This window comes from Lentibacillus sp. Marseille-P4043 (genome assembly GCF_900258515.1).
Lineage (GTDB): Bacteria > Bacillota > Bacilli > Bacillales > Amphibacillaceae > Lentibacillus_C.
The window spans coordinates 3806624-3819747 of record NZ_LT984884.1; the positions used below are offsets into that span (position 1 = coordinate 3806624).

Below are 13124 nucleotides of genomic sequence, written 5' to 3' on the forward strand. Positions count from 1 at the left end.
TTGTCATTTCACTTGCCCTGCTATTCTTTGCTCCAGACTCACTTTCACAACTATTCGATACCATTATCAAAGAGGTAAAGCCAGTTGTTGTCGATACTTTCTTAACGAGTGAAGTGGGGATTGCTGTCATTGTCAGTGTTATTATTGGGCGAATGTTGGAACGGCTTGGGTTTACAGACGGCTTAATCCGGATCTTTGTGCCCATTATGCGCTTGTTTAAAATCAATCCGTCCGTCATTATTCCAAGTGCCTATAATATTCTCGGTGACATCAATGCTGCTGGAAAAATTGCCGGGCCTATTCTTGTGAAAGCAAAGGCAACAAAATCAGAACAAAAAATTGCTGTAGCAACGATGATCCAATCACCACAGTCTTTTGCAACATTTGTGCTAGGGCTGATTGCTTTATCCGTTTTTGGGATCAACGCTTTTCCACTCATCCTGCTAGCGATATTTGCACCATTAGTCATTGTGCCTTTTATCTTATCAAAAACGATTTATCGCGATACAAAAAAGGTGACGCTTACTGAACTGCCACGCTTTACACCGAAATCAACCTTTTTAAACACGATTTTTTCATCGGCAAAAGAAGGAACACAATTACTCTTGTTAGTCATTATCCCGGCTGTGACGGTTGTGTTTATCTTGATCGGTATTTTAAAATTCACCGGAATATGGGATCCGATTGAAGCAAGCATGGCCTCACTATTAACCATGTCTAGCATCGAACCTGATACGGGGATTGTCTCCTTCTTGGTCGCCCCGACACTAGCCGTTGCGCAACTGGCTGATTTAACGAGTACCTTTGATCCGCGTTTAATTGTTGGCTCGTTCGTACTAGCAAACTCTGGTCTACCAATCTATGTTATTCTCGGCCAAATCCCTGCCATTTGGGCGGAATCAACCGATTTACGTGAACGTGAAGTCATTACGGCAGCATTGGTTGGAATGGTTATCCGGATTGCAACCGCGTGTATTCTTGGCTATTTCTTAACTCCTTTCTTGGTGGTGTGATAAATGATTAACACGTATTTGATTCATGCTGGAAAATTAGTAACCGTAAGTGAACTTGGTACGATTTACGATGGTGGAATGGTTATAAAAGATGGAAAAATTGCGGATGTCGGGGATATAAGCACACTGCAAAAACAATTCCCCAACCTTCCCATAAAAGACTTTTCAGACTATGTCGTTACACCATCTTTAGTAGATTGCCATACCCATCTACTTGAATTTGCTCCATCATCCTTATATCCAATAACGGAAAAAACACATTTCCAAGCAGGAAGAGCCATTCTTCTTCACGCTTTAACATCAGGAATAACCGCACTCGGTGAGCAAATATGCGGCCATCCAGCCTGTAACTTTGCGATTGATGATTATCGCAATGTTGTCAAAGACGTTCCACTGGATATTTCATTCGCCGCTACAAGCATATCAATCGGTTTTAAAGAATTGGCCCATTTCACATCCGTAACGAAATCAAGAGCCGTTCGCCATACAGACCTATCTGATTCCCAACTAGTCAACGAGATTGCTAAGCAAAACGACTACCCAGGTGAAAATTTATTTATTAACGCAACCCCAGCAAATTTCACAGCAGATGAAGTTCCACGGGCTGGGGAAATCATCTATACACTTGATGAATTAAAACGTATTGTGGCGATTTACCATCTACACGGTAAACAAATCGGGGTCCATGTTGCCGGTGAAGAAGGAATCGAAATGACATTGGACGCCGGAATAGATGTCCTGCATCATGCACACGGAATTACAGATGAGCAGATTAACCGGGCAAAACATCAAGGTACAAAAATAGTCGCCACACCAATGGGCGGAACCCATCTCGAACCAAATTCACCCGAAAACATCTTCAAACTAGTGAAACAAAACATCGAAGTCTCTATTGCAACCGATGCATATTTGCCACCATATCCAAATGTTGACTGGCTCCCTTTTACAGATCAGACATTACAAGGACCAGATGCATTCATGAAAATCGCCCAACCAGGGATGAAACTTTTACATGAGAATGGACTTGATGAAAACGAGGTGCTTGCCATGTTGACAGCGAACCCGGCTGCGATTTTGGGAAAAGGTGATCAGTTTGGAAAGCTGGAACCAGGCATGGATGCTAACTTTTTAGTGACTGATGGTGTTCCAGGGCTGGAAGTTGTGGACGTGGATGAAGTTAAGCGGGTTTATTTTCGGGGAGATTTGGTTGTTGATAGGATGAGTGATTAAGCATTTAAAAGGTTGTGCAGTCGTTTGTTTTTGATAACAAATGACTGCATTGCTGTGTCTCCTTTTATTCATTTTATCCGCCTCGTCTGTGTGTTTAATTTCTAGATAAAGGGTCAGTTCCCAACCACGCTCAAAACCTATCCAAATTAGATTGTTGTTACGAAACAAAAAGTCTTGAATACTATTTGAAAACAAAAACAATAGCCAGGGAATTGCGGTGACAAATATAGGAATTATACCGGTTCCGCTTTGTTCTTTAACCATTAGATGGATCCGTAAAGGAGGGTCTGACCCCGTTGCACACAGGTTCTTACCCCTACTGGAAGTTTTGTTAATCCTTTTGCATGCTAACATCACTTTTCCGTTATTTTCACTTAATTGTATAGGTATTTTGTTGCATTGAAAAAAGGGTAGAAATTATTGATAGTGAAAATAAGGCATCAAATGGTCGTTGTCATGAATTAAACGAAAAGGAAGGGATTATACATGTTAACTGAAATAAAAATTGAACAGAATCCAATAAGATAGGCTATCTCTACATTGGAAGGGGCAGCTCAAAACTTTGAATCTTCTTTTCCGAATAAGATAGAAGGAGAGAATCAACTGGATCTGCTGGACGAGATAAATCAATTGAATCAATCTTATTCATCACTGATTGTGTCGTATCAGTTACTGCTACTTAAACATATAAAAACAACGGAAGGTTCTGTTGAGTCGCTAATAGAAACAGACTTGTTACTGGCAAACTACATGCAGTTCAGTGAATAGCAAATAAAAGAAAGGATGGATGGATGGAATGAAGACCTTAGATTCCTCAAGTTTGCATGAAGGAATCGATGCAACACTGCAGGAAATCAACCATGTTCAAAGTAAAGTAACAGAAACGCAAAAAGGTATTCAGGCTATTATTGATTTAGAGAGCTATTTAAAAGGTAAGACAGGCGAATCAATTCGATCCTTTTATGAAAGCATTCATGGTCCCTTTTTGATCTTTTTGTACCAGTAGTTAACTCATTACAGGCAAGCATTGGAAAAGGTGCAACAAGCTGTGCAATCCTATGAACCGAATGAAAAAGGATTCATTCAAGAAGAGTTTCTGGATATCGATGTTCAACATGGATTGGACAAAGCAAAACGGGTAACGGAAAGATTAGTTGACGAAGCAAATAGGATAATGGTCAGTGTTTCTGATCTTGTCTCTTTGCCCCAGCTTGACATGGAAGAATTCGGATCCATGGTGCAAAAAGGAAAAAGCAAAGTGAAAAATGATCTTGAACAGCTGTATGATCTAGATCAAGAACAGACAAAATCGTTAGGTAAAGTGGTAGAAGATCTGGAGCTATTAAATCAATACATAAATGAGATGTCACGTAGCTTTGCCTCAGATTACTCCATCACATCCTTTAACACGTTAACAGCATTAAAGCTGTCTGCCCTTCCTGCCATTTTAAATGAGATATATCCTGTCGTCGAGGAGAAGGAAGAAACCAGTTTATGGACCGAGGTAAAAGAAGGCGCCGTGAAGTTTGGAAAAGGGGCAGTTAGCACGGGGAAAGGTGCTATGATTGGTGCTTATGATGTAAGAAAGGATACGGTTGTTGGTATAGGAAATACTGTCATGCATCCAGTGGATACCGCTGAGTCTATGGTGAATATGGTGATCCATCCCATAGATACTGGCAAATACTTAGGAAATGCAATAGCGGAGTCATACGAGCGTGATATGATAAATGGTGATGCCGAAAGCCGTTCGCACTGGATCACGTATGCACTGGGTACCGTTGCCACAACAGTGTTCGGTACAAAAGGAGCGGGAACAGTAACAAAGACCGGTGTAGCAACAACCAAAGCTGGTGTAAAAAAAGCTGCAACAGCGGTTAACAACACTGTAAAAAATGTAGACTTTTTAAAGCTTTTCCCTTATGCACCGCAGTATCAGCTAGCTGGAGAAAACAGGGTACCTTATAATATAGTGGATGGGAATTATTTGAAGGATCAGTTGATTTTGAAGGCGGAGATTAACTCAACTGATGCTGGGAAGGGTAAATCGTCAAAATTTGCTGGAAAAGAAATAAAACCTGACTGGTTAGGTGATAATTATAAAGCTGTTGAGTTAGAAGGCACTGTTAAGGTTAATGGAAAAAGTATGGATATTTCAAGACGGGTCTATCAAAAAAATGATATAGATTGGGATTATAAACCAAAACATCCAAGGGCTAAAGGGCTTTCTAAAAATGAACTTACCGCAAAAGGTCGTTCACCATATGTAATAGATAAAAATGGTAAAGAGGTGCAAATTGAACTTCATCACTTAATTCAAAAAGAATCTGGCAATGTGGTAGAAATAGTAGCCACTACACATGATGAATATAAAAAAATACTGCATGGTTTAATTAAAGTTGGTGATAGTTTTAGAAATAATGGGATATTAGATAAGCAATTCAATAACTTTAGAAAAAAGTACCGGAAGTGGCGTTCAAATAATCTAAAATGAGGTGATTAAGTGATGAATAATGAACTTTTGGAAATGATAAATAAACATATCGAAAAAGGAGACTTTACAGGGCGCTTTACTAATGAAAATATAGATAGGACTGAGCAAGAATTGGGAGTTGATTTTCCTGAAGGGTATAAAGAATTCATAAAAAGGTTTGGGGCTGGTGGCATTTGCGGCGTTGATGTTCTAGGAATAGAAGGAATGGACTATGCTTCTGTGGTTGAGAGTACAAAGCAGTATAGAGGTTTAGGATTGCCAAAAAATTATTTAGTTATAGAGGATGTAGACGAATTTGTTTATTGCCTAAACACAATGGACGACTCTGTAGTACGGTGGGATGATATAAGCAAACAAGAATTAAAAAGATATTTAACTTTTGATGAATATTTGAAAGACTCCTTTCAAGAGGCTATTGATAATATGGATTAAAATGAAGTTATAGTATGGATTTTAATGAATCTAGTATTAGGAAGTTCAGAGATAAAGGGTCAGTCCCCAATTACGCTAACACTTTAGCACAGTGGGGGACTGACCCTTTCAATTGCACTTTCAATTGCACCTCAATCAACTGGGATATACTTATATATCTCCCCGGACTTAATGAGTTTGGTAAGTTTACCCAGCCAATTATAATATACCAAGGCATCATCGAGTTGTTGATAATCCTGCCTGGCTCTTTCTCGCAATGCTTCATCTGTTTCACTATTTTCTATCACTTCATTAAGTTGTTCCTGGGACTTCCTGATACTAACCAAAAACATTTCCACTTCGCGTTCCCATTTCATACCGAAAAATTGAGAGAAATAATTGAAGAAATTTTTTTCAGCTTTAAAAAAATCACGTTTTGAACCTTTTTGCCATATTTTTTGCACAATATTGATTTCCTGTAGCTTTCTTACGGATGTACTCATGCTCGCCTTGCTCATTCCGAGCTCTTCCTTCATTTGATCCAGCGTAATGGGGTGGTGTTTAAAGTACATAATGGCGTATAATCTTCCCACTGATGGTGTAACACCATATAAATCCATTGTTTCTGAAATGGTATTAATTATCATATTTTCAGCCTGTGCAACTTTCATTTGGTTTTCCTGCTTATTCTCATTACTATTCTGTGAGTAATCCAATTATAACAACCTCCCTTCCTCCGTTGTGACGCCCGGGAAATTTATTATTATCAAAACACCATGTCCAATTTATTCAATAAGTACACAATGGTTTTAATATTTGATTGCAGTTTACTAAACGTGAAATAAATGTGTCAAGCTATCGTTAATTATTTAAACCTTTTCATTATTCCACTTCGGAGGGGCTGTATGATTATTCAATCAAGCCAGTAAATGTAGATAACCTGTACACCTCAGCAGGGTCCCCCTATTTTTAAATGACTATTTAACTGAATCTTTAGAGATAATGTGAATTTATAGGAAGTTCTAGGCCTATGCGGTCTCCCCTATGATAGCGATTCTTTTGATCAGTATTGAACTGGTCGACCAAAAGTTCCGTTCCATTCAAATCAACAAAATAACGTATAAAGTTTCCGTTATAAACGACTTTAGAGATTTGACCTTGAAGTTTACTGCTTTCATTAATGATAATTCGCTCAGGGCGAATCATTATTTTACAGTTTTTCTTATTTTGAGTTTCGTCCTCCCTATTCACCTCAAACTGAAAGTAAGGGGTTTTGAAAAAGGTCGTCTGGTCTTCTGTTTGAGTTGTTCCTTCCAAGATATTGGAATGTCCAACGAAATTAGCCACAAATGGGTTCCGAGGATGATTATAAATTTCATCTGGCGGCCCTATTTGTTGAATCACTCCATCATTCAGGACAACAACCCGGTCCGAGATACTAAGTGCCTCTTCCTGATCATGCGTTACAAAAATAACTGTTAAATTCAATTCTTCTTTTAATCTGCGAATTTCCTCGCGCATAATCATACGAAGGTTTGCATCAAGGTTAGACAGGGGTTCATCCAGTAACAATACTTTAGGCTGCAAGACAAGACAGCGTGCAATCGCAACACGTTGCTGCTGTCCACCGCTCAATTCACTCGGTTTGCGGTCACCGTAATCTTCCAGCTGTACTTGCGACAATGCTTGATGAATGCGCTCCTTGCGTTGGGATTTATCCACCTTTTTTATCTTTAGTCCATATTCTACATTTTGATAGACTGACATATGAGGGAACAGGGCATAATTTTGAAATACCATTCCCGTCGAACGCTTTTCTGGAGGTAAATGATCAACTCTATGGTTGTCCAGAATGATTTCCCCGGAGTCCTGTTTATGGAAACCGCCAATCGTGCGTAACAATGTTGTTTTACCACAACCGCTCGGCCCGATAAAGGAAATCAGTTCCCCTTTGTCAATTTGAACGGAAATATTGTCAACTGCTGTCACATCTCCAAAATATTTATACAGATGCTTCAAATTTAAAAAAGCTTCTTGTTGTGGCACAGTCAAAACCTCCTTTATATTTTTCATACCAAGGCTTTGGGATAAATAACACCCGCCCCGGCATTGTGTACTTTTTATGACCTGCTATAATCGTTATGTACCAAGCCTTAGAAGCATACGCCTATGAAATTCCAGTTTAATTTCTGAAAACAGAGGATTTATTTCATGAAATTTATCATTCAACGCGAGCAATTAATTGCGAGTGCTAAATCTTTACACCTGTCCGTTTTTCTATGAATTTCAAAAGCCCCATACAAGCAAGAACGATGACAATCAAAACAAAGGACATCGCAGAAGCCATCCCAATTTTTGCCTGTTGAGCCAGATTAAGAATATAAACAGCAGCTAGATTTGTACCTGGAGCAATAAGAAACACTACAGAACTGATGGAAACCATAGCTGTCATAAATGTATACACAAATCCAGCAACAAAAGACGGACTCAAAATCGGTGCAACAACCCGAAGAAATGTGCGGTAGGGGCCAGCTCCCAGATCATTGGAGGCCTCTTCCATGGAAGAATCAATCTGGTGCATTTTACTGATACTGTTTTCCATACCAACACCAATTTTCCTAAAGGTCATGTTTAACACAAGCAATGTCACCGTTCCTGTTAAAAAGAACGGAGAACCGTTAAAAATCAACACATAGCCAATTCCCATCACTGTTCCTGGAACAGCCAGTCCGAATAGCGTCAAGAACTCCATGACTTGTTTACCGGGAATCGGCTTTCTTGCAAACAAATACCCTTGTAACATGCCAATCACTGCAGCAAATATAGCAGATATAAAGGAAACAACAATACTCGTATATAACGATCCCCATTCGGTTTGTTCTTTGAAATGCTCGAGAGTAAACGTATTATCAATACCGATGATTTTGACAAAAGCACCGAGCACAACCATCACGAACATACCGAGAACAAAAACGATAAATAATGTGCTGATCCCAACCATCACAGCTTTCACTGACTTTGATAAGGGAGCATTGGAACCGCCGGATTCACCACTGATAGTTTCCAGATTTGTATCCTTTAAATAGTAGGTCTGGAATATAAAGATGATCAAACTGGGGATAATCAGGAAAACTCCCATTACGGCAGCAAGTTCCATATTATGTTGACCGACCACGGCCAAGTATGTCTCTGACGCCAAAAATGGCAATCCTCCTCCGATAATCAGCGGATTAGAGAAGTCAGCCAGTGCCATGACAAAGACTAACAAAGCAGCCTTGATAATCCCGGACTTAGCAAGAGGAATTGTCACTTTACGCAGTGTTCCCCACTGATTAGAGCCGAGATCTCTTGAGGCATGCTCCAGACTTGGATTCATCGTGCGCAACGTGCCCTCTACCAGCATATAACCAATGGGGAAATAACCAATAACCTGAGCTAATACCACACCCCAAAAACCATATATACTGAATTCCCAGCCAAACCAGCTATTTAGCAATTGTGTAATCAAACCATTTCGGCCCAGTAAGATAATGAGTGATAAGGAAAAAATAAAAGGCGGAGTTACCAAAGGCAACAGAGCTACTCCACTATAAAACCGGGCCAAATAACTTTTTGAACGTGTTACATAAAGGCCAACAGCAATACTCAAAGTGGTAACAATAATGGTTGTCAAAACAGCAGAAGCCACACTATTACGCAGAGATTGCAAATAAGCAGATGAAGAAAAAAACTCCTTGTAATGCTCTATGGTTAAGGCTCCTGAACCGATGCCAAAGCTTCTTAATAAGACAGCCAGAACCGGTACAACGATAAACAACAGAATGGCCAGAGCGAGAACCGATGTTAAAATTGCAAAGCCTGGTTCAGACCAGAATTTTTTCCATGTTGTTATTAAAGAATTGGGCTTCCGTCTCGAAAGCGTCATGTTCACAGTCAACACTCCTTTTATTGAAACGCTTTAAGTAAACAGCGGCGAGACGGGTCTCACCGCTGCTTATCCATTATTCAGAGAATTCCTCGCGCCATTGTTTCATGACTTTATCTCGGTTTTCGGCCGCCCACTTGGCATCGTAATCTACAAAATGCTCCTGCAGCTCATCACTATTTTTACCGCTAGAAATTCCTGGCTTGGTGACAACCGAACGAAACTCAGCTGTTTTCTTCATGAACTTCTCAGAACCCAAGTAGTCCATCACTTTTTTGGCCTTCTCGGGTTGATCGGTGTTTTTAAAGATCCAGTTCACATCTAGGCTGTAACCAACGCCTTCGGATGGAAGGAATTGTTCAACTGGATATCCTTCTTGTTTAAAGTCCGTAACCGCTTTGTCCCATGTGATCCCAATGGCATATTCTCCTTGAGCCACCATCTGTGCTGGTGCAGTACCGGATTTTGTATACTGGGCAACGTTCTTATCTAACTCCTTCAGGTAATTCCATCCTTTTTCCTCGCCAAATGTTTGCAAGATTGTTGAGACAAACAAAAAGGCCGTTCCTGAAGTACCGGGATCTGGCATCACAATTTCGCCTTTATACTGGGGATCTAGTAAATCCTTCCATGATTCTGGCTTGTCCAATCCCTTATCCTCAAAAATATCTGTATTTAATCCAACCGAGGTATACCAGAATGAAGTCCCGTACCATTTACCGTCAGAGTCTTTATATTTGTCAGGTACATTATCCCAATTTTTTGCTTCATATGGCATGAGGTAGTCCTCTCCGGCAGCTTTAATACCAAATCCCTGCAGCATACCTATTTGCATATCAGCCCCGAACTCTGGTGCTTCTGATTTAATGCGGCTCCACCCTTCCCCACTGGAAAGACGAAGTACTTCAAGCTTCACGTCTGTGTTTTTCTCAATATTTTCTACGAGTGCATCCATAGTGTCGCTGTTATTATGTGTATAGACCTTCAATGGCTCATCACTTTCACCATTGCCATTAGCACTGCTATCTTCGCTTCCACATGCTGTTGCTAAAATAGCGAGCACTGTTATAAGTAAAATTGATAAGTACTTTTTCACTGAATTTCCTCCTCATTTTGGTAATACTTTAATATTTTCATAGTTTTTGATCAGACTATCCGCTTCTTTTAAATGGTTGGATGTACGAATTTCATCGGAAACAATCCCTATGCTTGCCAACAAATTGGCGTTCTTTCCTGTCATCATATCACCGTTCGAATCCCCGAATATGAGTGTTCTATAAGGTTTGATTTGTAATTGTTGACAGGCTTCTAAAGCCATATCGGGAAACGGTTTGCCCCTATGCACAGTATCATGACCCATAATACATCCAAAATATCCGGAAATACCAAGTGTATCCAAGTGTTGCCTGGCCTGTTCGGTATTATCGGAAGTGACAACCCCAAGTGGAATAGAAGCGGAGTACAACTGATCCAGAAATGTTGTCAAACCCTCTATGGGTTTTAAACAATCCTCCAAGATGGTTGAAGCGTATACAGATTCACGACTCTGTATAACCATTGCAGTCGCTTCATTCCAGGGAGTCCCCTTATCGTATAAACAGAATGATAACAGTGTATCCAGATCATCCATACTCCCGATTGCCAGTGGCCCAGTAGGATCCCATCTGTTCTGGTCCAGGTCCAACCCAATCGTTTCACCCATTAGTGATGCATGAACTTCGACTTCCTGTACACCTTCTATCACGTTATGAATCCATTTTCTGGCCCAATGGAGCCATAATTCCGCAAAGTTTAATAAAGTCCCATCTTTATCAAATAAGATACCGTCAATCTCGTAATGTTGATCATTGATAACTACTACGGACAATAAATCCACCCCCTTTTACTAAGATAAAAAAAGACATTCTCTACCCATCGTAATAGATGAGACTAACGGTCCTCACATTTCATTCACTTAAAATTGAACGTTCTGAACATTCATTTTGTAAAATTTTAAGTGAATAGTCTGTACACAAAGATTATACTACATGATTTAAATGCGTTGTCAAGGACTATATTTTCAAATTCCTCCAGACTTATACGCCCAAATCCCTTTATTGGACACAGCAAGAGCAACACAAGTAGAAAAGTAAATTTGACTTATTATTTAACTATGTTAATGTACCAAATGTATAACTAATTAAAAATGTTCAATCTTTTCTTAATAGGTTGAATGTAAAATAAGGAGGTGCACAAATCTATTTTTAAAGGGAAAGAATCCTTCTATGAATCGAATCATAGTAAATAAATGACCAAAATTCAGGAGGTATTTACATGTCAAATATTTTTCAGAAGAATTTTATGAAATTGCTTATTGCAGCAATGCTAGTTTTCTCACTCGGGATGACTGCATTGCCTTGGAACGCACAGGCAGAAGATAATTTGGGAGATTCGAATACCACTTTGGAAGAACCAAATTTGGTCTTTCCTGTAATCAGTGATACACAACTTGGTCGAGCTGAAGGTGATACAGAGCGATTTGACGAAGCTATGAATCAACTGAATCAACTAGCACCAAAACAAGATGCTTTCATTTTTATTGGGGACTTAACCAGTCATGGCTATGAATCGGAATATGACACATGGTCGTCCATCTTTAATAAACAGGTTCAGCCTCAAGCGGAACAACTTATTGGTATTGGAAATCATGAGTATAATTATAATGGCCTCACACCTGAAGAATCTCAACAACGTTTTTTTGATAAAACAGGCATGGAATCTCTTTACTATCACAAGAATATCAAAGGCTATGACTTTATAATGATGGGTGAAGAACGTGGTTACTTCTATTCAAAAGAGCAGGTTCAGTGGTTAGAAGATCAGTTAAAGCAATCAATACAGAGGGATCCGAATAAACCAATTTTCGTTTTCTTGCACCATGGTATTAAAAATACAACATACGGCACGGAAGATTGGTATATCGAAAATGATAACCAGAAATTGCTTCGAGAAACGCTTAAAAAATATCCGCAAATAGTTTTAATGGCCGGCCATACACATTATCCTGTTAGTGATCCAAGATCTATCTATCAAGAAGACTATACAGCTGTCAATTCTGGTTCTATATCTTATATATGGACGGAAAAGGGATATCTTCAAGGCGAAGTTCCCGAGACAGAGGTTAGTAACGGCCTTCTTGTAAAAGTCTATGATAACGAGGTTGTCATCAAGCGCCGTAACTTTACCGGCGAACGATGGGTACAGGATCCTTGGGTTATTGAAACGCCGGTAAAAAGTAAAGAAGACTTTAAATACACAGACGATCGTGACCAGGAAAGCCCTTATTTCGATAAGCATTCAAATCTTGTCGTAAATCAAACAACGACAAACAGTTTAAACATATCTTTCCCACAGGCATTTGATAATTTATTGACACATTCTTATCAAGTGACTGCCACAAATCAAAAGACTGGGAAAATCGCAAATCAGTACAAAGCCTTTTCAGAATATTATAAAGGAGAGGTGCCAAGCTCATTAGAATTTCCTGTAAGCAATCTTCAACCAGCTACAGCATATCAAATTAATGTACAGGCTATTGATGCATTCGGAAATGTAAGTAATAAGCTAATTACAACTTCGACAACTTTAGCAAAAACCATTCCAGAAATGCAGAAGGTAGTTAAACAGTTTGAGGCTGACGGGGAGTTTGTAAACCATGGCGTTGCTCAATCACTGAAGGCTCAATTAAATACAGTATACAAATTTATGCAAAAAAATGCTACGGAAAAAGCTATTAAACACATGACTAAAGTTAAGTCTTTATTGGAACATAGGAAAGAGAACAATCAAATATCCGTTAAAGCGTACAACTATCTCATGATGAATGCTAACGATTTAATCAACACATGGAATTAGTTTAATAAATTCAAATACAACCATGAAAAAGAGGGTTCATCTCTCTCTTTTTCATGGTTGAGTTCGTATTATATAAGGTAAGCTAATCATTTTCTGGCTTATAAAAGGCTCCCTTTGAATCGGCTAATTAAAAGAAAAGCGAATGTCGGGAATAAAA

At 39.2% G+C, this 13124-nt stretch carries 11 protein-coding genes and 1 pseudogene; 7 read left to right on the forward strand and 5 right to left on the reverse strand.

All coding sequences use genetic code 11. The features are described from left to right. From C8270_RS18940 to C8270_RS18965, 6 genes and pseudogenes are all read left to right on the forward strand, one after another. Positions 1 to 1013: hypothetical protein (locus C8270_RS18940; protein WP_158701787.1), on the forward strand; the 1013-nt coding region annotated here is incomplete at its 5' end. A 3-nt stretch (positions 1014 to 1016) separates the two neighbouring features. Next, complete coding sequence (locus tag C8270_RS18945) at positions 1017 to 2243, forward strand: amidohydrolase family protein (RefSeq protein WP_106498332.1); 1227 nt, start codon at positions 1017 to 1019, stop codon at positions 2241 to 2243. Positions 2244 to 2783: 540 nt separating this feature from the next. Beyond that, on the forward strand, positions 2784 to 3011 hold the full coding sequence (locus C8270_RS18950) for a DUF5344 family protein (RefSeq protein WP_106498333.1): 228 nt from the start codon (positions 2784 to 2786) through the stop codon (positions 3009 to 3011). A gap of 28 nt (positions 3012 to 3039) precedes the next feature. Next, a pseudogene (locus tag C8270_RS20520) lies at positions 3040 to 3612 on the forward strand (T7SS effector LXG polymorphic toxin); the annotation flags it as partial. Positions 3613 to 4389: 777 nt separating this feature from the next. Beyond that, the gene (locus tag C8270_RS20525) at positions 4390 to 4737 is read left to right on the forward strand and encodes an HNH/ENDO VII family nuclease (protein WP_234028663.1); all 348 of its coding nucleotides are present in this window, start codon (positions 4390 to 4392) and stop codon (positions 4735 to 4737) included. A gap of 12 nt (positions 4738 to 4749) precedes the next feature. Beyond that, a complete protein-coding gene (locus tag C8270_RS18965; protein WP_106498336.1) occupies positions 4750 to 5169 on the forward strand; it encodes an SMI1/KNR4 family protein in 420 nt (139 codons plus the stop codon). Positions 5170 to 5300: 131 nt separating this feature from the next. Here the strand turns inward: C8270_RS18965 and cudC are convergent, their stop codons facing one another. From cudC to C8270_RS18990, 5 genes are all read right to left on the reverse strand, one after another. Next, entirely contained in the window at positions 5301 to 5819 is a 519-nt protein-coding gene (gene cudC, locus C8270_RS18970) for a choline uptake/conversion transcriptional regulator CudC (RefSeq protein ID WP_106498603.1), read from the reverse strand. 322 nt (positions 5820 to 6141) lie between these two features. Beyond that, on the reverse strand, positions 6142 to 7194 hold the full coding sequence (locus C8270_RS18975) for an ABC transporter ATP-binding protein (RefSeq protein WP_106498337.1): 1053 nt from the start codon (positions 7192 to 7194) through the stop codon (positions 6142 to 6144). A gap of 205 nt (positions 7195 to 7399) precedes the next feature. Next, positions 7400 to 9073, reverse strand: coding sequence for an ABC transporter permease (locus C8270_RS18980; protein ID WP_106498604.1), 1674 nt, complete (start codon positions 9071 to 9073; stop codon positions 7400 to 7402). Positions 9074 to 9149: 76 nt separating this feature from the next. Then, positions 9150 to 10169, reverse strand: a complete 1020-nt coding sequence (locus tag C8270_RS18985) for an ABC transporter substrate-binding protein (RefSeq protein ID WP_234028600.1) — start codon at positions 10167 to 10169, stop codon at positions 9150 to 9152. A 12-nt stretch (positions 10170 to 10181) separates the two neighbouring features. Further along, complete coding sequence (locus C8270_RS18990; protein ID WP_158701789.1) at positions 10182 to 10940, reverse strand: HAD family hydrolase; 759 nt, start codon at positions 10938 to 10940, stop codon at positions 10182 to 10184. 446 nt (positions 10941 to 11386) lie between these two features. Between C8270_RS18990 and C8270_RS18995 the strand changes: the two genes are divergently transcribed. Beyond that, on the forward strand, positions 11387 to 12967 hold the full coding sequence (locus tag C8270_RS18995; RefSeq protein ID WP_106498339.1) for an FIMAH domain-containing protein: 1581 nt from the start codon (positions 11387 to 11389) through the stop codon (positions 12965 to 12967). The last annotated feature ends 157 nt before the right edge of the window (positions 12968 to 13124 follow it).